Genomic DNA, 18,188 nt, shown 5'->3' on the forward strand with positions numbered 1-18,188 from the left:
ATCCGCGGCACCCGTTGCGCCGCGCCCGGCGCTGTGCAGAGCTCAGCTCAGCTGCGTGCGCTCCACCCAGTCGAGGTACTCCGGGGTGACGGTGCCCGTGACGTACTCGCCGGTGAAGCAGCTGGTCTCGAGGTCGGTGACGTCCGAGCCCTCGAGGATCGCCGCCTTCATGTCGGCGACCTCCTGGTAGATCAGCTGGTCGGCGCCGATCGCCTCCGAGATCTCGGGGATGCGGCGGTTGTGGGCCACGAGCTCCTGGCGCGAGGGCATGTTGATCCCGTACACGTGCGGGTAGCGCACGGGAGGCGCGGCGGATGCGAAGGTGACCGTGTTCGCACCGGCCGCGCGGGCCATGTCGACGATCTCCTTGGAGGTGGTGCCGCGGACGATCGAGTCGTCGACGATCAGGACGTTCTTGCCCTTGAACTCGCTCGACATCGCGTTGAGCTTCTGCCGCACCGACTTCTTGCGGACCGCCTGCCCGGGCATGATGAACGTCCGGCCGACGTAGCGGTTCTTGTAGAAGCCCTCGCGGTACTCGATCCCGAGCTTCTGCGCGACCTGCATCGCGGCGGGGCGGGAGGAGTCGGGGATCGGCATGACGACGTCGATCGCTCCGCCCGGGGTGTACTGCGCGATGGTGTCGGCGAGGCGGTCGCCCAGGCGCAGGCGCGCCTCGTAGACCGAGATGCCCGACATCACGGAGTCGGGGCGGGCGAGGTAGACGTACTCGAACGAGCACGGGATGAGTCGCGGGTCCTTCGCGCACTGGCGGCTGGCCATCCGGCCGTCGGGGGTGATGAAGACCGCCTCGCCGGGAGCGACGTCGCGGACGATCTCGAAGCCCTGCGCCTCGAGCACGAGCGACTCGGAGGCGACGACCCAGTCGTCCGGCGCCCCGGTGTTGCTGCGGCGGCCGACGATGAGCGGGCGGATCCCGAAGGGGTCGCGGAACGCCAGCAGCCCGACGCCGGCGATCAGCGCGATGGTGGCGTAGGAGCCCTCGACGCGCTCGTGCACGCGGGCGACGGCGTCGAACACCTCGTCGGCGTCGAGGTCGCGGCCCGACATCGAGGCCTGCAGCTCGTTCGCCAGCACGTTGACCAGCAGCTCCGTGTCGGAGGTGGTGTTGAGGTGGCGGCGGTCGATGCGGAAGAGCTCCTCGGTGAGCTCGCGCGTGTTCGTGAGGTTGCCGTTGTGGACGAGGATGATGCCGTACGGCGCGTTCACGTAGAACGGCTGGGCCTCCTCCTCGCGCTCGGCGTTGCCCTTCGTCGCGTAGCGCACGTGGCCGAGGCCCATGGATCCGAGCAGCGAGCGCATGTCGCGGGTGCGGAACGCCTCGCGGACCTGTCCCGCGGCCTTCTTGATGTGCAGGGTGCTGCCGTCGGCGGTCGCGATGCCGGTCGAGTCCTGGCCGCGGTGCTGCAGGAGGGAGAGGCTGTCGTAGATGGACTGGTTGACCGGTCCGGAGGACACGATCCCAACGATTCCGCACATGCCGGAGGGGCTCCCAAGGGGATAGCAGGGGGGTTTGACGGTCCATCCTGGCACGCGGGGGACTCATCCCCTAATGGTTCGCCGTGGGCGGATCCGTGGTCGTGGGGGTACTCAGGGCGGCGTCGACCGGCGGATCGGCCGGGCCGTCGTCGCCATCCGACCGGAGCGCGCGCGACCAGGCGACCTCGCGGCCGAGCTGCCCCGACTCGGTGAACAGCCGCACCTGATGGGTGCCGGCCAGGGCGGCCGCGAGCTCGTCGCGATCGGCGGGCTCGAATCCGAGCGACCGCCAGAAGGGGCCGGATCTGCGGGAGAAGAGCCAGGCGCGTCGGGCACCGCTCCGAGCGGCGTCGGCGAGAGCGTGGCGGGCGAGGCGGCTCCCCGCGCCGGACGCTCGGCGGTCCGAGGCCACCGCCACGCTGCGGATCAGAGCGTGGCGTCCGTCGGTACTCGGCTCCCAGCCGGTGCTGCCGACGACGCGACCGCTCCGGTCGCGCTCGAGCCAGAGGCGCACGGAGGGGGAGTCGATCCCGGCGAGCGTGAGGTCGGCGGCCGCGAGGAAGGCGCGCGCCGCGTCGACGTCCGCCGGTCCCGCACGCTGCAGCTCCACCCGTCCGATGCTGCCGCAGAGGGGCCCTCAGAGGAGTGCGCGGCTGCGGAGAGGCGGAGATCCCGGGCCGGGATCCGGATCCGCGCCGCGGCGGGGGAGGGCAGTCGGTAGGGTCGTCGCGTGAGTGATGAGACGAGCAGCTACGCCCGCGCAGGAGTCGACACGGCGGCGGGGGACCTCGCCGTCGAGCTGATGAAGTCGGCGGTGTCGGCGACGCACGACAGCCGGGTCCTCGGCGGGGTCGGCGGCTTCGCGGGCCTCTACGACGTCTCCTTCCTCCGCGACTTCCGAGCCCCCCTCCTCGCGACCTCGACCGACGGCGTCGGCACCAAGGTCGCGCTCGCCCAGGCGATCGACAAGCACGACACCATCGGGCAGGACCTCGTCGGCATGGTCGTCGACGACATCGTCGTGGTCGGCGCCCGCCCCTTCTTCATGACCGACTACATCGCGTGCGGCAAGGTCGTCCCGGCCCGCATCGCCGACATCGTCGCCGGCATCGCGCGCGCCTGCTCCGAGACGGGCACCGCGCTCGTCGGCGGCGAGACGGCCGAGCACCCGGGCCTGCTCGGACCCGACGACTACGACGTGGCGGGCGCGGCGGTCGGCGCGATCGAGGCCGACCAGGTGCGCGGCGCCGACCGCGTGCGCGACGGCGACGTCGTGGTGGCGATGGCCTCCTCCGGACTGCACTCGAACGGCTACTCGCTCGTGCGCCACATCCTCGCCGAGCGCGGCATCGGCTTCACCGACCGCTCCGAGGAGCTGGGCGGCGTGGTCGGCGAGGTGCTGCTGGAGCCGACCCGCCTCTACACCCGGCCCCTCCTCGACCTGCTCGACGACGCCGAGCTCGGCCCGGCCGTCCACTCCATCAGCCACGTCACCGGCGGCGGGATCGCGGCGAACCTCGCACGGGTGCTGCCGCGCGGCTCCTGGGTCGAGGTCGAGCGGGCGAGCTGGAGCCCGTCCGACGTGTTCCGCGCGCTCGCCGGGATGTCCGGCGCGACGCTCGAGAGCACCGAGGGCACCTGGAACCTCGGCATCGGCATGTTCGCGGTGGTCGCGGCGGAGGCGGCCGACGGCGTGATCGCGCGCCTCGAGCGCTCGGGCGTCCCGTCGTGGGTCGCGGGCCGCGTCTCGACCGCCGCGCGCGGGTTCGAGGGCTTCGAGCAGGGCGCGAAGGGCGTCGACGGCGGAGCGGTCCGCCTGGTCGGGTCCTACGCGGTCTGATCCCCGGAGGCGCCGCGGATCAGCGCGGTACGGCGTGCGCGCGCTCCCAGGAGTGCTCGTGCCGGGTCAGCAGCCACGAGCCCGCAGCGCAGAGCGCGCAGGCGGCCGCGGTGGCGAGCAGGGCGGTCGCCCAGGTCGGGGCGTCGCGGCTGACGAGCAGGTTCGCGGAGGCGACCAGCACGCCGAGACCGGCGCCCGCGCTGGTGCCGAGCACGAACGGGCCGTCGCGGCGGCTCGCGACGCGCACCGCGACCATGCCGGCGACCGCTCCCGCGCCTCCGACGACTCCGATGCCCGCGCCGGAGGCCGCTCCCATGAGCAGGCCGAAGCTCACCAGCCCGGGCGGTCCGTCGGCGGCGAGGACGCCGGGCAGGTAGAGGACCAGGGCGACGGCGGCGCCGACCGCGCCGCCCACCAGGATCGCGCCGACCAGCAGGGCGGCGGTGACGTAGCCGACCCGCGCGACAGGCCGCGCGGATCCTCCGGGTTCGAACATTCGCGGCTCCATCGACGCGGCCCGCGGGGCAGCGGGCGGTCCTCGGACAGTACGCCCGAACGCCCCTCGGCGGAACCGTCGTCGGGGATCGGCGGGGCTAGCGCCGGAGGGTCTCGCTCGGGAGCTCGCCGAACCGCGTCGCGTAGTGCTGGGCGAAGCGGCCACCGCTGATGAACCCCCAGCGGGCGGCGACGTCGCCGACCACCAGTGAGCCGGCCGACCCGGATACGAGCTCCTCGTGCGCGCGCTCGAGGCGGACGTCGCGCAGGTAGTGCCGCGGGGTCTCGCCGAAGGCGCGCTGGAACGCCAGCTGCACGCCGCGGACCGTGAGCCCCGCTGCGTCGGCGATGTCGGCCACTCCGAGGGGCAGATCGGCGTTGGCCTGCACGAACTCCACGGCCCGGCGGAGGCGCCGCGCGCTGACCGAGGGCGGCACGGCCGGCAGCGGGGCGATGCGGTGGGCGAAGGTCTGCAGGGCGGCGAGCGCGGCGATGCGGGCGACGCCGTCGCGCTGCAGCACGGTGGGCGTGTGCGCGGAGGCGAGGGTGTCGCGCAGGAGCCGGATCGCCGCCCACCAGGCGGTCGTGTCGCGCGCCACAGGGGCGAACCGCAGCGGGCCGGGCTCTGTGCCGTGCAGCTCCGCGGCGATCGCCTCGAGGTGGGCGGCCTCGAAGTGCACGAGCGCGTCGCGGTACTCGAGGGCCTCGAAGCCGAAGGGCCGGCCGCTCGGGAACATGGCCGGGCGTCCGACGACGAGGCGGTGCTCGTCGCGCCCCAGGTCGAGGGAGGCGCGCCCCGCGGTCAGCCAGAGGGCGACGTAGACGTCGCTCGGGGCCACCGTGCCGCGCACCCGGCCGAGGAAGGAGGCGGAGTGGAGGCTCACGGGCCCGGGCCCGGTCGTCGTGTAGCGGAACGCGAACGGCACGACCGAGCGCTCGGCCCGGAAGCCGGAGCCGTTGTACGAGCCGGCGTAGAAGTCGCGCGCCTCGTCGAGGTCGTTCCCGCGACGCTCCGACTGCCACACGGGCAGCCGTGCGGGCGGGGAAGTGCTCATCCGGTCAGTGTCCCAGGGGGCACCGACATTCTGCACTCAGTGGCGGAAAGCGGGAGAACGTGCTCAGCCGAGCGACCCGCGCTCCAGGTCGGGTTCCTCACCCGCCGGATCGCCGTCCGCACGCGAAACGGGGCCGCCCCGAGGGAGCGGCCCCGATTCACGGGAGGAGTCACGCACGCTTCTGGTGCGGCTCCTCGACGAGGTCCGTGTCGTCGCCGTCGTCCTCGGCGTCGATCCACTTCGAGTAGTCCGGCTCGTCCGGGTGGCTGAGCTCGCGCTCGAGCGCGCTGTAATCGACCGCCGGGCTGAACGACTTCAGCTCACGGGCGATCTTGGTGTTCTTCGCCTTCTGACGGCCGCGCCCCATGGGTGACCCCCTCACGATGACAGGCCAGACGGGCAGTGAGCCGGCTGGGGAAAAGAGCAGACAGGGAAAGTTGAAATCTACGCGGTAGTTTAGCAGACGGGGGACACGCCACCCCGGGCCTCGATCTGCCGGACGGCCGCCCATCCTCGACCGCGTCAGGAGCACCGTGGACAGCGTCGCCCCACCGCGTCCCGTCGTGGTGATCGGCGCGGGCCAGGCGGGTCTGTCCGTGGCCTACTACCTGCGCCGTCTCGGCCTCGTCCCCGGGCGCGACCTGATCGTCCTCGACCGCGGTCCGGAGCCCGGCGGGGCCTGGCAGTTCCGCTGGGAGGCCCTGCGGCTCGGCTCCGCGCACCGCGTGCACGATCTCCCGGGCATGGAGCGGATGGGGCTCTCGTTCCGCACGGCCGATCACCGGCGACCGGCACGGGACGTGGTCCGCGAGTACTACGGGCGCTACGAGGAGGAGCTCGGTCTCGAGATCCGCCGTCCGGAGTCGGTGCGGCGCGTCACGAGTGCGACGCCGCACGACACGGGGTCGCCGCTCGTCGTCGAGTCCGACCGCGCGGTCGAGCGCGCGAGCCTGCTCGTCAACGCGACCGGCACCTGGGGATCGCCCTTCGTCCCGCACTACCCCGGGCGCGACCGCTTCCGCGGCGTGCAGATTGACCCGACCGAGTACGTCCGCGCCGAGGACTTCGCCGGGAAGCAGGTGCTCGTGGTCGGCGGCGGCACCTCGGCGATCGGCTTCCTGCTGGAGCTCGAGCGGGTGGCGCGCTCACTGACGTGGGCGACGCGGCGACCGGTGGTCTACCACGACGGCGAGCAGCTGGCGATGGAGTCGGCGGTGGAGGCGGTGGCCGAGCAGGACCGCGCCGCCCGCGCCGGGCTGCCCCTCCCGAGCATCGTCGGCGGCACGGGCGTGCAGCGCACCCGCCGGGTGGTCGCCGGGATCGAGCGCGGGCTCCTGCACGAGCGGGGGATGTTCTCGTCGATCGAGGAGGAGGGCGTGCGCTGGCCGGACGGCTCCTTCACGCGCGCCGACGCGATCATCTGGGCGACGGGCTTCCGGCCGGAGCTGCGCCACCTCGCTCCGCTCGGGCTGCGCGAGCGCGAGGGCGGCATCGCGGTCGCCGACGGAGCCTCGCTGACGGATCAGCGCGTCTTCTTCGCCGGCTACGGCCCGACGGCCTCGACCATCGGGGCGAACCGCTCGGGCCGGCGCATCGCGCGCGCGGTCGTGGCGCGCCTGCCCTGAGCGCGCCTGCCCTGAGCCGGCCTGATCTGAGCCGGTCCGCCCTGAGCGGCGCGGCGCCTCAGATCCTGCCGTCCCAGTCCACCGGCACCACGGAGCCGCGGTAGCGGATCCCGTCCACGCGGATCGGCCCGGCGAGCGCGGGCGAGAGCGGCGCGACGACCAGGGTGTCGCCTCCGGGAGCGAGCCCCAGCGCCGCCGACAGCACGGCGACGGAGGCGGCCGCCGACCAGGCCTGCGGTCGGCAGGCCGCCGGGTACGGCACCGGCGCGTGCACCTCGGCGGCGGGGTCGCCCGAGTGCAGCTCGGGCATCCGGTAGCCGAAGCCCTCGGCCGCGGCGATCAGTCCGCGCGAGAGGGTCGTCGCCGCCGCCCCGAAGCCCTCCCGGGCGAGCCCGGTGACGGCGATCGCGGTGTCGTGGGCCCAGACGGAGCCGCCGTGGTACGACAGCGGCCAGTAGCCGCCCGAGCCGGTGTCCAGGGTGCGCAGGCCGAAGCCCGAGTCGAGCCCGGGGGAGACCAGCAGCTCGGCGACCCGGGCGGCGTGCTCGGGGGAGAGGATGCCGGTGCCGAGGAGGTGGCCGAGGTTGCTGGTGATCGTGTCGACCGGGCGCCCGGCCGCGTCGAGCGCGATCGCCGGGTAGCCGCCGTCGGCGTCGTCGATCCAGAACGCCTCCGCGAAGCGCGCCTTCAGCGTCGACGCCGCCTCGCGCCACTCCGAGCCGTCACGGCCGAGGTGCTCGAGCAGCGCCGCTCCGCCGACCATGGCCTCGTGGGCGTAGGCCTGCACCTCGCAGAGCGCGATCGGACCCTCCGCGAGCGTGCCGTCGCGCCACTGGATCGAGCGGCCTGTTCCACGCCGTCTACGAGCACGGCATGACGGGCGTGGCGCGGTCGGAGGACGAGCGGCTGCGAGCCGTCGACGGATCCGCTCGTGCGGTCGTGGACGCCGTCACCGCGGTCTTCGACAGGCACCGGGCCTTCCTCCGTGCGGTGATGGTCGCCTCGTCGAGCGATCGCGCACTGCTCGAGCGGGGCGCCCAGGAGTCCCGCCGCTTCGCGGACCGGGTGGCGCAGGTGCTCCCGACCGCCGACCCCGAGGCGGGGCGATCGGCCGCTCGGGCGCTCTACGAGGCGAACTCCTTCCGCACGCTGCACGGCGATGCGTTCTGGAGCCCCGGAGGAGAGCATCGAGACGCGTTCATCGATCGGACGACCCGGCTCGTGGACACGATCCTCGACTGACGCGCTCCCACCGCCGGACCTGGGCAGGCCGTTCGCCGGACCTCGCCGTGCCCCGACGCCCCTCCTGGGCTGCTCGACCGGCAGAGGCCGCTCACGCTGATCGAGCAGCGCGCGCAGCGCGCGTATCGAGATCCGCTTGTGTTCAGCGGATCTCGATACGCCCCTGCGGGGCTGCTCGACCAGCATGCGGGAGTGCCGCCGCTACTTCGCGAGGAACTCCAGGACGACGCGGTTCCACTCCTCCGGGTGGCTCACGGTGACTCCGTGCGGGGCGCCGTGGACGACGTGCAGCTCGGAGCCGGGGATCGCCGCGTGCGTGCGGGCGCCGGAGCCCTCGAACGGGACGGTGCCGTCGCCGTCGCCGTGGATGACGAGCGCGGGCACGGAGACGTTCGGCAGGTCCTCGCGGAAGTCGGTGGTCGCGAACGCCGTCATGCAGGCGAGGGCCGCGTGCTTGGCCGACTGCTTCGCCAGAGCGATCGCCTCCTGGCGCTGCTCCTCCGTCACCTTCAGCACGCCGTCGACCGAGAAGAAGTCGGTGGTGAACTGGTCGTAGAAGTCGTCCTCGCTCTTCGTGAGGCCCGCGGTCATCTGCGCGGCCTGCGCCTTCTCGAGCGGGCCGTCCGGGTTGTCGTCCGTCTTCATCAGGTACGGCGGGACGGCCGAGGCGAAGACGACGCTGTGCAGGCGCTCGGCGCCGTACTTCGTGAAGTAGCGGGCGACCTCGCCGCCGCCCATCGAGAAGCCGACCAGGGTGACGTCCTGCAGGTCGAGCTCGGTGAGGAGGGTGTGCAGGTCCTCGGTGAGCGTGTCGTAGCTGTAGCCGGTGAGCGGCTTGTCGCTGCGTCCGAAGCCGCGGCGGTCGTAGGTGACGACGCGGTAGCCGGCCTCGGCGAACGCGGGGACCTGCTCCTTCCACGACTCGCCCGAGAGGGGCCAGCCGTGGATGAGGACCACGGGGCGGCCCGATCCGCCGGTGTCGTCGACGTGCAGGTCCGTGTCCTTGAAGAGTCCGTGGTGGGCGGTGATCTCGGCCATGGCGAGTGCTCCTTCCGGCGCCGACGATCGGCGTCACTCGATGTTCGAGGACGTCCCTGCGAGTGGATGGCCGGGGCGGGGAGGGTTGACAGCTCCCGTCAGTCCGCAACGACGGCCGCGGCGAGCCCCTGCAGCGCCGCGTGCAGCCCAGCGCTCAGGGGCAGCCCGGCGTCGAGCACGGCGTTCGCGGCGGCGACCAGCACCGGTGCCGCGGGGGAGGAGACCACGGTGAGGCCGACGGGCGGATCCGTGTCGCCCGAGGGCCGCACGACCAGGACGAGCCGGGAGCTGGGAGCGCTCGTGCTGATCGACGCTCCCGATCGGGCGGGCAGTACCGCGAGGGTGCCGCGGCCGACGAACTCGCGCTCCTCCCGACTGGCGACGGTGAACGCGCCCTCGAGCGGGAGCAGGAGCACCACCGACCCCGGGTCGGCGCGGGGGCTCGGGCGGAAGTCGATCGTGCCGGCCGTGTGCCAGATCCGGCGAAGGAGCACGCCCTCGGCGGCCGCTTCCTGCCCAGTGACGGCGAGGGCGGGGTCGGGCCCGGCCTCGGCGTGGCGGGCCCGCAGCCAGTGCCGGGCGGAGTCGCCGCGGAGGGGCATCGGGTGGATCAGCGGATCGGACACGGCGGCTCCCGAGGAACGCGGACCTGAATCGGCCGAGACAGTGAGGAACCATCATCCTAGGAGCGGCGGGAGGCGTCGTCCCCGGAGTGGCGCGTCCTCACACGCCGATGCCGCCCCGGCCGCGCTGAGCGCGACGCCGGAGCGGCATCCGAAGGGTGGTGCGGACTACTGGAATCCGCCGCCGCGGTCCTCCGGGTCCTCGATCGGGTCGGAGTCGGGAGTGTCGATCGAGTAGGTCACGTGGACCGCCTCGCCGACCTCCTTGGCGGAGACGGCGTTGTACACGAGGTGCGTCTCCTGGCCGTCGACGGCGGCGTAGACGTCGACCTCCTTCTCGTAGCCCCCCTCGGTGCTGACGCGGTTCTCGGTCTGGCCGTCGAACGGCCCGCCCTGGAAGAAGGCGAGGTAGCTCTCGCCCTCGGCGAGTGCGCGGATGTCGTTGCTCATGCCCCCAGGTCTACCACTCGGCGCCTCCCCGCCGCTCGGCCTTGCGCTCGGCGGGCGGAGGAGGGCCGGGGGCGGCAACGACCGAGCCGCGAGGCGGTGGCACTGCTCGACGGGATCTCTCCGCACGCGCCGTCAGGGCACGAGCCGCTGTGTGATCGAGGCCGTCGGCCCGCTCAGCGCGATCTCGGCGAGCGCGCCGTTGACCAGGGGCATCTGCGGCGGCTGGTGCCCGATGTCGACGTCGAGGATCACCGGCACGCCGAGATCGCCGAGAGCCCGCCGCACCGCGTCCTCCTGGCTCAGCTCGGGCAGGGACGCGCCCTCGGTCCGGCCGATCAGGACGCCGGTCGCCTGCTCGAACCAGCCCGCGAGCCGGAGAGAGGTGAGCATCCGGAGCACCGAGACGGAGTCGGACCCGGCCGCCTCCAGGTAGACGACAGTCCCCTCCGGCGCGTAGCGGCGAGCGAAGCCCGGCACGTCGCCGTAGGGCGTGCCCGCGAGCAGGGACACCGTCTCGAGGCATCCGCCGATCAAGCGGCCGGACATCGCCGCGTCCGCTGCCCCGTCGAGCGAGCGCCAGCGGGTCGGCTCCTCGTAGGCCCGATCGCGGTCGAGCGGCTCGTCCGCCCACGCACCCCACGGACGGCTCCGGCGTCGCGGCGCGGCGTGCTGCGTGAACGCGGCTCCGGGCTCGAGGCCGGCGACCTCCGTCCAGCGGTGGAACCCGACCGGCAGCTCCCACGGCTCGTCCATCAGATTGGCGCCGTGGATCGTCGCGAGCCCGGTCGTCGTCGTCAGGGGCAGGAGCAGCGTCGAGACGTCCGACCAGCCGACGAACCAGGGCCGGGCCTCCGCGAGGGCGTGCCAGTCGAGCCTCTCCAGCAGCTCGACGGCGAGCTCGCCGCCCCATGGAGGAAGGACCGCGTCCCCGCTCCGGAAGGCGTCGTGCAGGTCGGCCGCCCGATCCGCGGCGGACGCCGGAGCGAGTCCGCCGAGGAGGGCGTGCGGCCGGACCCGGACGTCGTATCCCGCCGAGCCGAGTCGGCGCGCGGCGTCCTGCAGCCGGTCGTGCAGGTGCGCGGGGACTCCCATCGAGGGCGCGGGCACCTCCACCCGGCCTCCGACGCGAAGGGGCGCGGGGTACGTGATGCTCGCCATCCGACGACGCTAACGCCCCTCGCGGCGACCGGCTTCGGATGCCCGGTCCGGCGAGTACCTCCGCGCCCTTCCTGCCCCGACTCGCCGGCTGGCCACCGAGCGCGATCGTGAGGAGGGTCGGCGCGAGTGCCGCCCACCCACCCACTCGTGCGCAGCGCCGCCCGCCGGGAAGAAAGATGGGGCCGGGAGGCGCACCGGAACGTGACGTCGCGGTCTCGCGCAGGCGTCTCGGGCCCGCGGCTGCCGGCGGCGATCAGCGCCACGCGGCGCCCCTCAGCTCGTGAGGCGGCCGATCTCGTCGTCGGAGAGGAGGCGGTCGGAGTAGAGCACGATGCGAGCCGCGGGGTCGGGGCTGTGCGCGTCGGGGCCCGCCCACCTCCGGTCGAGCCCGAGTCGAGCGACCGTGCGGTGCGATCGCTCGTTCCGTTCCGCGACGACCGCGGTCACGGGGAGCTCCGGCCGGAGCCGCCGCGCCCGAGCGATCCCTGCGGAGGCGACCTCCTGGGCGTACCCCCTGCCCCAGTGGTCCGGATGGACGGTGAACGCGACGTGCCAGGCCGTGTCGGTGAGGAGGGTGCATCCGCCGATCCCGATCGCACCGTCCGCGCCGCCCTCGGGACTCCGCAGCCGGACGACCCAGCTGCTGAGGTCGTCCCGTGCCCACTGCGCCGTCCGGTTGGCGAGCACCGCCCGGGTCTGCTCGACGGAGTCGTGCCGGAGGAGGGGGTCGCCCGCCGCGATCCGCTCGTCGGAGTACAGCCGCCACAGCTCGTCCAGATCGCTCTCGGCGAGACGGAACAGCCGGAGCCGCTCGGTCGTCTCGTCGGGGCGATCACCGGCGCCGATGCTGCTGCCGCTCGCTCGAGGAGGGAGCCGGGACCATCGGGGCGGTCGCCGAGGAGTGAGGCGAGCGCGGTGACCGCGCCAGGACGTCCACCCGCTCAGCCCGCGATCAGGCCGGTGAGGCGGTCGGCGGCGGCTCCGACGGTCGAGACCGCGCTGACCGTGACGAGGCAGGCGATTCCCCAGAACCAGTTGCGACCGGGTGCCCCGGCGCTGCGCCGCTCGAAGGCGAGCCACCAGGCGCCGACCACCGAGACGCACGCCGCGACCACCGAGCCGAGCGCCATGCGGACGTACTCCTCCGGTCCGGGGGAGGACCAGGCCGTGGTCGCGAGGACGATGAGCAGCGGGACCACGATCATGCCCAGCGCGCCGAGCAGCACCGCGTGGAGGTGACTGCGGGGAGGGGCCCCGGCCGTCGTCGTCGCGGTCCGCGTCCGTGTCGTGTCCATGCCGCGTCCCCCGTCGCCGCGGTCCGGTCCGTGCTGCCCCGACGCTATCCGCTCGCCGTCCCGCCGTCACCCCGCACCTTCGAGCGGGCCGCGTGCCCGGGTGGCGTCAGCACCGCGCCGCCCCGGCCGAACGCCGAGAACGTAGGATGTCCGGGATGACGATCGGACGCCGCCTCTTCCTCTCGGGAGCCGCCACGGGAGTCGGGCTCCTGGCCCTCGCGGGCTGCACGCCGTCGCGTCCGACGCCGACCCGCTCGGTCACGAAGGCCCCCGTGCCCACGCCGAGCACCACCGCCGTCCCCGCGCCGGCCGCCTTCGTGCGCTCCGCCTGGGCCGAGGATCCGTACGCGCTCGGCTCCGTCTCCTACCTGCCCGTCGGCGCGACGCCGCAGCACCGCACCGACCTGGGCACCGCGGTCCTCGACCGCGTCTTCCTCGCGGGCGAGGCCACCGACACGGAGGCACCCGGCACGCTCCAGGGCGCCTGGAGCTCCGGGGTCCGCGCGGCCGCCGAGATCAGCGCCGTCGCCGATGAGGGCGAGCGGATCGCGATCGTCGGCGCCGGCCTCGCCGGAGCGGTCGCCGCGCGGCGCCTGTCCGACGCGGGCTTCGACGTCACCGTGGTCGAGGCGCGCGAGCGCACCGGCGGCCGCATCGCCACCGCGACTCCGGACGGCTGGCCGATCGCAGTCGAGACCGGAGCCTGGGCCCTCACCGGCGCGGGAGCCGCCCTGCGCGAGAGCATCGCGGACGCGGGCGTCGTCACGACCGCGGTCGACCTCGCCGACGTCCGCTCGAGCGACGCCGGCGGCGCGGCCCTCGACACCGGCACCACGGGCGCCGACGCCCTGACCCGTGCTCTCGAGTGGGGAGCGGAGCAGCCGGAGGACCTGGCGCTCGCCGAGTCGTTCGCCGGCTCCGGAGCGCCCGACCCCGCCGAGGCCGAGCCGGGCTCCGGCGACGGCGACGCCGCCCGCGTGGCGGCGCACCTCGCCGGGACGACCGCACTGCGCACCGGCGCCGCTCCCGAGGAGCTCTCCTCCTGGTACGGACTGGGCGACGCCTCCGCCGCCACGACCGCGGAGGAGCTGAGTGACGACTCGGGCGACGCGCTGCTGACCGACGGGCTCGCGCCGCTGGTCGACACGCTGCTCGCCGACGTCGAGGTCTCGCTGCGCGCCGTGGTGAGCGGCATCGGCTACACGGACACCGGCGTCAGCATCCGCCTGGGCACCGGCGAGTCGTTCACAGCCGACCGGGTGCTGGTCACCGTGCCGATCGGGGTGCTCCAGACGGACGCGATCGCCTTCGACCCGCCGCTCCCGTTCGCGCAGCGCGCGGCCGTCGCGGCCCTCGGCTCCGGCGTCGTCGAGACGCTGTGGCTGCGCTTCGACGAGGCGTTCTGGGAGGCCGACGCCCCCGCGCGCTGGTCGCTCGTCGGCTCCGAGGCGGGCATCACCGAGTGGCTCAACCTCCAGCCGTCGACCGGCGAGGCGGTGCTCGTCGGGCTGGTCGGAGCGGATCAGGCCCTCTCGCTGCAGGATCTCAGCGACGACGAGCTGGTCACCCTCGCGCAGACGGCGCTCGAGCCGTTCGCTGTCGTCCCCGGCTGACGAGCTCGCGGAGCCGCGCCAGCGGGCCCCGCCACTCCGACGCGTGCGCCGCCCCGAGCGGCCGCACCCGGCTGAGCGCGAGGACGAACGCGGCGATGCCGGAGATCAGGCTCAGCACGATCACGTCGTAGAGCACGAACATCACGGGTCCGTCGACCTGGCCGGGGTCGAGGAAGAAGTACGGGTACCAGCCGATGAGGGCCCCGCGGACCAGGGTGATGACGCCCCAGACGATCGGGAAGCCGAGCACGGTCAGTGCCCCGCGCCAGGCGACCGGGCGGCGGCCGGGTCCGAGGATCCAGTCGAGGATCGCGAGCGTCGGGATCACGAAGTGCAGGAGCGCGCTCGACCAGGGCACGTCGACCCGCACGCCGCGGTTGTTGGCCTCCACCGCGATCAGCCCGAAGACGATCCCCGACACGACCATGTAGGTGAGCACGAGCGCCCGCACGGTGCTGAGCCAGCGCGGCTCCCGCTCGCGCGCGAGGGCGACCAGGCCGGACAGGCCCAGCACCACGACCCCGGCCATGTTCGACTGCGTCGTGAAGTAGGCGAAGAAGTTGTCGATCTGGAACGCGCGGAAGCCCAGCGTGTAGAAGAAGTCGCCGACGAGTCCGACCGCGCCCAGCCCGGCGAGGGCCAGGCGGAGGATCGCGAACGCCTTCCGCACACCCGCTCCGATCCGTCGCCGCTGGGCCCGGAGGGCCGGACTTCCGGACGATTCTACGGTCGCCGCGCTCGGAGCTCCCCGAGCGCGCGGCTCCGCCGGACGGGGGAGGCGGGCCTCGCGGAGGCGACCTAGCGTCGAGGGATGGTGCGCGCACAGGACGGGAAGGGTTCGGGTCGGATGTCGTCGGAGGAGGCGTCCCGGCGCTGGAACGCGGTCACGGGTCCGCTGTTCCTCGCGGCGGGAGCGGTCTTCGCGGTCCTCGGGAATCCGGTCTGGCCGGTGTTCCTCGTCCTGGGGATCACGTTCCTCGGGCTGACCGCCGGCCCCGGGAGGCCGACGCGCCGGAGCGGAGCCCAGGAGCCGGACCGCGATCGGTGACGCGCGCTTCGCGACGCGGACACTCGCCGGCCGCGTTGCCGGGATAGCGTGCGTGTCATGCCCTTCACGCCGAGCCACGCCGTCGTCGCGCTCGCGTTCTCGAACGGCCGGATCCCCGCCGCGGCCGTCGCCATCGGCGCGATGGTCCCGGACATCGGCATGTACCTCCCGATCGCCGTCGCCCGCGAGTCCACCCACTCCCTCCTCGGCGTCGTCACCGTCGACCTGCTGCTCGGAATGCTCGGCCTCGCGCTGTGGAGCGCGGTCGTCGCTCCGGCCTGGCGCGACCTCGCGCCCGCGCTGGTCCGCTCGCGGCTGCGTCCCCGGCGCTCGCCGCCCCGCGGGGCCGCCGAGTGGATCCGCGTGCTCGTCTTCGCGGCCGCCGGCATCGCCATCGGAGCCGCCAGCCACGTGATGTGGGACGGCTTCACCCACCGGGGCGGCCTCTTCGTCTCGGCGATCCCGCTGCTGCAGCAGGAGCTCGGGCCCTTCCCCGGCTTCCGATGGGCGCAGTACGCGAGCGGCGTGCTCGGGCTGCTCGGGCTCGGGATCGGCGCGGTGGTCTGGTACGTCGGCCACCGTCCCCGGAAGCTCCGCTCCGACGGCCGGCAGCCGGTGCGCATCGCGGCCGCGGCCGTGGTGCTCGCGGCCGCGGTGGTTCCCGCCGGGATCGTGCTGGCGGGGGCGGGCATCGATCCGCTCGACGCCGCCTCCCGGGCGCACGTGGTGCGGGCGGTGATCCTGCTCGTGGGCGGCGGCGCTGCGGCCGCGGTCGCCGTCGCGGCGGTCTGGTGGCTCACCGGCCGAGGGGTGCGCGGGGCCGTCGTCTGAGACGACGGAGGACGAGCCTGTCGTCTCAAGGGAGCACGGGCATCCGTCGCGAGGAGGATGCGCCGGTGCATAGCCCACCGATAGCGTCGGACACGGCCCGTTGGGGCGGGCCGCCTTCGGGGGAAGGCACTAAGGGGAAATCGGGGGCTCGCGGCACACGCCGCGGGCCCTCTACCCGTTTCCGGGCCCCCGCCGGCTCGGAGCTCCCGCCGCCTCAGCGCCGCTTCGAGCGCGGCCGGTTCTGCGCGGCCGGGCGCTGCGGGATGCGCGGGGCGCCCTCGCCGGCGGCTCCCTGGGGGAGCGAGGACGCGGGCGGGATCGGGCGGCGGGTCACCGGGCGCACCGGCTCGCCGCGGCGCGTCTGGCCGGGGATCGGCCGCGAGCGGCGTCCGTAGATCAGCTCGGACGAGTCCAGCAGCCACGGCACCAGCGCCACCGTCACTCCGTGCACCAGCAGGAGCTTCTGGCGGATCCGCCGCGACTTGTGGTTGTGGAGGAACGCCTCCCACCAGTGCCCGACGATGTACTGCGGCATGTAGACCGTCGTGATCTCGGAGCCGTGCTCGAGGCGGTGGGCCTTGATGTACTTGATCAGCGGGTACGAGATGTCGCGGTAGGGAGAGGCCACGCAGCGCAGCGGCACCTCGATGTCCATCTGTGCCCAGTCGGCCTTGAGCTGCGCGGTCTGCGCGTCGTCGATGGAGGAGTGCACCGCCTCCAGCGTCTCGTGCCGCGCCGCGATGGCGTAGTCGAGCGCCTTCAGCGTGGGCTTGTTCATCCGGCCCACCAGCACGATCGCGTGGTCGCCGTTGGCGCCGAAGGTCGTGGTCGGGTCGACCTCGATCTCCTTCTCGACGTCGCGGTAGTAGCGGTAGACGCCGGCCATCAGGACGCCGAGGATCGGCATCACCAGGTAGACGAGCCAGGCGCCGTGGGTGAACTTCGTGATCGTGACGACGACGAGCACCGCGAAGGTCAGCGTCGCGCCGAACAGGTTGATGGCCAGGCTCGTGTAGACGGTGCGCGAGCCCTCGCCGTTGCGGATCATCCGCACCCAGTGCTTGACCATGCCCGACTGCCCGAGCGTGAACGAGACGAAGACGCCGATGATGTACAGCTGCACGAGGCTCGTGAGCGAGGCCTGGTACACGAGCAGGATGATCGCGGCGACGAGCGCCAGGATGATCACTCCGTTGGAGTAGATGAGGCGGTCGCCGCGGGTGTTCAGCGACTTGGGCGCGTAGCCGTCCCGGGCCAGCACGGAGCCCAGCAGCGGGAAGCCGTTGAACGCGGTGTTCGCCGCGAGGAGCAGGACGGCGGCGGTCGCGGCCTGGATGATGAAGAACAGGATCGTGTTGTTGCCGAACGTGGCGGCGGCGACCTGCGCGATCACGGAGCGCTGCGGGGTCGTGGCGCAGTCGGCGAAGCCCACCAGGTGGCAGGCGTTCTCGGCGTAGTGCACGTTCGAGAGCAGGGCGAGGGCGGTCAGGCCGACGAAGAGCACGATCGCGATCGTGCCCATCGCGACGAGGGTGCGCTGGGCGTTCTTGACCTTCGGGGCGCGGAACGCGGGCACGCCGTTCGAGATCGCCTCGACGCCCGTGAGCGCCGCGCAGCCGCTGGCGAAGGAGCGCAGCAGCAGGAGGACGACGGCCGCCTGCGTGAGCTGCTCGCCCTGCACGGTGAAGCCCGCCGACTCCGCGACCGGGGTGTCGCCGAAGGCGGTGCGGACCAGGCCGACGACGACCATCACGAAGACGCTCGCGACGAAGAGGTACGTCGGGACGGCGAAGGCGCGGCTCGACTCCGAGACGCCGCGGAGGTTCACGGCCGCCAGCAGCACCACGAAGAGGATGGCCAGCTCGACCCGCAGCGGCGCCAGCTCGGGTACTGCGGAGATGATGTTGTCGACTCCGGAGGCGACCGACACGGCCACGGTGAGCACGTAGTCCACGAGGAGGGCGGCGGCGACCGTGAGGCCCGCCGTCTCGCCCAGGTTGGTGCGGGCGACCTCGTAGTCGCCGCCGCCGGACGGGTACGCCCGGATCAGCTGGCGGTAGCTCAGCACCACCACGACGAGGAGGACGACCACGCACGCGGCCACCCAGGGGGCGAAGGTGAGGAAGGAGAGTCCGCCGAGCAGCAGGATCATCAGCAGCTCCTGCGGCGCGTAGGCCACGGAGGAGAGCGGGTCGCTGGCGAAGATGGGGAGCGCGAGCCGCTTCTGCAGCAGCTGTCCCTCGAGCTTGTCGCTGGGGAGCGGCTCGCCGATGAAGAAGTGCTTGGCGGTGCGCAGCTCGGTCGCGTCGGCCGATGATCCGTCCTCGGCGGACGGGGGGCCCTCGTGTGTCACGAGCGATGACACTACTCCGTGC

Annotated in this window: 20 protein-coding genes; 6 read left to right on the plus strand and 14 right to left on the minus strand. The window is 73.5% G+C overall.

Translation table 11 applies throughout. The annotated features are described in order from the left end of the window. Window positions 1-42 precede the first annotated feature (42 nt). A complete protein-coding gene (gene purF / locus C5C69_RS10765) occupies window positions 43-1,500 on the minus strand; it encodes an amidophosphoribosyltransferase (RefSeq protein ID WP_104223766.1) in 1,458 nt (485 codons plus the stop codon). A 70-nt stretch (window positions 1,501-1,570) separates the two neighbouring features. Continuing rightward, the gene (locus tag C5C69_RS10770; RefSeq protein ID WP_104257885.1) at window positions 1,571-2,110 is read right to left on the minus strand and encodes a GNAT family N-acetyltransferase; all 540 of its coding nucleotides are present in this window, start codon (window positions 2,108-2,110) and stop codon (window positions 1,571-1,573) included. A gap of 120 nt (window positions 2,111-2,230) precedes the next feature. Between C5C69_RS10770 and purM the strand changes: the two genes are divergently transcribed. Then, a complete protein-coding gene (purM, locus tag C5C69_RS10775; RefSeq protein ID WP_104257886.1) occupies window positions 2,231-3,340 on the plus strand; it encodes a phosphoribosylformylglycinamidine cyclo-ligase in 1,110 nt (369 codons plus the stop codon). A gap of 19 nt (window positions 3,341-3,359) precedes the next feature. Here purM and C5C69_RS10780 read toward each other — a convergent pair whose 3' ends face one another. From C5C69_RS10780 to C5C69_RS10790, 3 genes are all read right to left on the minus strand, one after another. Beyond that, on the minus strand, window positions 3,360-3,836 hold the full coding sequence (locus C5C69_RS10780; protein WP_104257887.1) for a hypothetical protein: 477 nt from the start codon (window positions 3,834-3,836) through the stop codon (window positions 3,360-3,362). A gap of 97 nt (window positions 3,837-3,933) precedes the next feature. After that, window positions 3,934-4,890, minus strand: a complete 957-nt coding sequence (locus C5C69_RS10785) for an AraC family transcriptional regulator (RefSeq protein ID WP_104257888.1) — start codon at window positions 4,888-4,890, stop codon at window positions 3,934-3,936. A gap of 169 nt (window positions 4,891-5,059) precedes the next feature. Continuing rightward, on the minus strand, window positions 5,060-5,257 hold the full coding sequence (locus C5C69_RS10790; protein WP_097167615.1) for a DUF3073 domain-containing protein: 198 nt from the start codon (window positions 5,255-5,257) through the stop codon (window positions 5,060-5,062). 166 nt (window positions 5,258-5,423) lie between these two features. Here C5C69_RS10790 and C5C69_RS10795 point away from each other — a divergent pair, with 166 nt between their 5' ends. Continuing rightward, on the plus strand, window positions 5,424-6,515 hold the full coding sequence (locus C5C69_RS10795) for an FAD-dependent oxidoreductase (RefSeq protein ID WP_104257889.1): 1,092 nt from the start codon (window positions 5,424-5,426) through the stop codon (window positions 6,513-6,515). Window positions 6,516-6,573: 58 nt separating this feature from the next. Here C5C69_RS10795 and C5C69_RS10800 read toward each other — a convergent pair whose 3' ends face one another. Continuing rightward, on the minus strand, window positions 6,574-7,440 hold the full coding sequence (locus C5C69_RS10800) for an amylo-alpha-1,6-glucosidase (RefSeq protein ID WP_374953120.1): 867 nt from the start codon (window positions 7,438-7,440) through the stop codon (window positions 6,574-6,576). Between C5C69_RS10800 and C5C69_RS10805 the strand changes: the two genes are divergently transcribed. Further along, entirely contained in the window at window positions 7,389-7,757 is a 369-nt protein-coding gene (locus C5C69_RS10805; RefSeq protein ID WP_104257890.1) for a hypothetical protein, read from the plus strand. The two genes, C5C69_RS10800 and C5C69_RS10805, sit on opposite strands and share 52 nt — an antisense overlap. 201 nt (window positions 7,758-7,958) lie before the next feature. Here the strand turns inward: C5C69_RS10805 and C5C69_RS10810 are convergent, their stop codons facing one another. The 6 genes from C5C69_RS10810 to C5C69_RS17265 form a co-directional block, all read right to left on the minus strand. Next, window positions 7,959-8,795, minus strand: a complete 837-nt coding sequence (locus C5C69_RS10810; protein ID WP_104257891.1) for an alpha/beta fold hydrolase — start codon at window positions 8,793-8,795, stop codon at window positions 7,959-7,961. Window positions 8,796-8,893: 98 nt separating this feature from the next. Beyond that, a complete protein-coding gene (locus C5C69_RS10815) occupies window positions 8,894-9,421 on the minus strand; it encodes a hypothetical protein (protein WP_104257892.1) in 528 nt (175 codons plus the stop codon). A 165-nt stretch (window positions 9,422-9,586) separates the two neighbouring features. Next, window positions 9,587-9,868: an oligoribonuclease gene (locus C5C69_RS10820; protein ID WP_104223758.1), complete on the minus strand. Its 282-nt coding sequence runs from the start codon at window positions 9,866-9,868 to the stop codon at window positions 9,587-9,589. A gap of 132 nt (window positions 9,869-10,000) precedes the next feature. Next, entirely contained in the window at window positions 10,001-11,026 is a 1,026-nt protein-coding gene (locus C5C69_RS10825) for a S66 peptidase family protein (RefSeq protein WP_104257893.1), read from the minus strand. A gap of 273 nt (window positions 11,027-11,299) precedes the next feature. Beyond that, window positions 11,300-12,061, minus strand: coding sequence for a GNAT family N-acetyltransferase (locus tag C5C69_RS10830; RefSeq protein ID WP_258067522.1), 762 nt, complete (start codon window positions 12,059-12,061; stop codon window positions 11,300-11,302). Further along, window positions 11,968-12,321, minus strand: a complete 354-nt coding sequence (locus tag C5C69_RS17265) for a hypothetical protein (RefSeq protein ID WP_258065279.1) — start codon at window positions 12,319-12,321, stop codon at window positions 11,968-11,970. Before C5C69_RS17265 ends, C5C69_RS10830 begins: the two co-directional genes overlap by 94 nt. 155 nt (window positions 12,322-12,476) lie before the next feature. Between C5C69_RS17265 and C5C69_RS10835 the strand changes: the two genes are divergently transcribed. Continuing rightward, window positions 12,477-13,934: an NAD(P)/FAD-dependent oxidoreductase gene (locus C5C69_RS10835; protein WP_181127053.1), complete on the plus strand. Its 1,458-nt coding sequence runs from the start codon at window positions 12,477-12,479 to the stop codon at window positions 13,932-13,934. On the opposite strand, the gene C5C69_RS10840 is transcribed toward C5C69_RS10835, so the two are convergent. Next, window positions 13,885-14,604 (minus strand): Pr6Pr family membrane protein, encoded by a 720-nt coding sequence (locus tag C5C69_RS10840; protein ID WP_104257896.1) that lies wholly within the window; start codon window positions 14,602-14,604, stop codon window positions 13,885-13,887. The genes C5C69_RS10835 and C5C69_RS10840 overlap by 50 nt on opposite strands. Window positions 14,605-14,745: 141 nt before the next feature. Between C5C69_RS10840 and C5C69_RS10845 the strand changes: the two genes are divergently transcribed. Beyond that, window positions 14,746-14,982 (plus strand): hypothetical protein, encoded by a 237-nt coding sequence (locus C5C69_RS10845; protein ID WP_146082395.1) that lies wholly within the window; start codon window positions 14,746-14,748, stop codon window positions 14,980-14,982. Between the two features lie 57 nt (window positions 14,983-15,039). Then, window positions 15,040-15,813: a DUF4184 family protein gene (locus C5C69_RS10850; RefSeq protein ID WP_104257897.1), complete on the plus strand. Its 774-nt coding sequence runs from the start codon at window positions 15,040-15,042 to the stop codon at window positions 15,811-15,813. 214 nt (window positions 15,814-16,027) lie between these two features. On the opposite strand, the gene C5C69_RS10855 is transcribed toward C5C69_RS10850, so the two are convergent. Beyond that, complete coding sequence (locus C5C69_RS10855) at window positions 16,028-18,166, minus strand: APC family permease (protein ID WP_374953577.1); 2,139 nt, start codon at window positions 18,164-18,166, stop codon at window positions 16,028-16,030. Window positions 18,167-18,188: the final 22 nt, after the last annotated feature.

This window comes from Rathayibacter sp. AY1C7 (genome assembly GCF_002931865.1).
In the GTDB taxonomy this organism is placed as follows: Bacteria; Actinomycetota; Actinomycetes; order Actinomycetales; family Microbacteriaceae; genus Rathayibacter.

Coding starts and splice junctions, on each gene's coding strand:
- C5C69_RS10820 (WP_104223758.1), bottom strand. CDS start 9,868: ATGAGCAACGACATCCGCGCACTCGCCGAGGGCGAGAGCTACCTCGCC.
- C5C69_RS10825 (WP_104257893.1), bottom strand. CDS start 11,026: ATGGCGAGCATCACGTACCCCGCGCCCCTTCGCGTCGGAGGCCGGGTG.
- C5C69_RS10805 (WP_104257890.1), top strand. CDS start 7,389: ATGACGGGCGTGGCGCGGTCGGAGGACGAGCGGCTGCGAGCCGTCGAC.
- C5C69_RS10810 (WP_104257891.1), bottom strand. CDS start 8,795: ATGGCCGAGATCACCGCCCACCACGGACTCTTCAAGGACACGGACCTG.
- C5C69_RS10850 (WP_104257897.1), top strand. CDS start 15,040: ATGCCCTTCACGCCGAGCCACGCCGTCGTCGCGCTCGCGTTCTCGAAC.
- C5C69_RS17265 (WP_258065279.1), bottom strand. CDS start 12,321: ATGGACACGACACGGACGCGGACCGCGACGACGACGGCCGGGGCCCCT.
- C5C69_RS10790 (WP_097167615.1), bottom strand. CDS start 5,257: ATGGGGCGCGGCCGTCAGAAGGCGAAGAACACCAAGATCGCCCGTGAG.
- C5C69_RS10835 (WP_181127053.1), top strand. CDS start 12,477: ATGACGATCGGACGCCGCCTCTTCCTCTCGGGAGCCGCCACGGGAGTC.
- C5C69_RS10785 (WP_104257888.1), bottom strand. CDS start 4,890: ATGAGCACTTCCCCGCCCGCACGGCTGCCCGTGTGGCAGTCGGAGCGT.
- purF (WP_104223766.1), bottom strand. CDS start 1,500: ATGTGCGGAATCGTTGGGATCGTGTCCTCCGGACCGGTCAACCAGTCC.
- C5C69_RS10845 (WP_146082395.1), top strand. CDS start 14,746: ATGGTGCGCGCACAGGACGGGAAGGGTTCGGGTCGGATGTCGTCGGAG.
- C5C69_RS10780 (WP_104257887.1), bottom strand. CDS start 3,836: ATGTTCGAACCCGGAGGATCCGCGCGGCCTGTCGCGCGGGTCGGCTAC.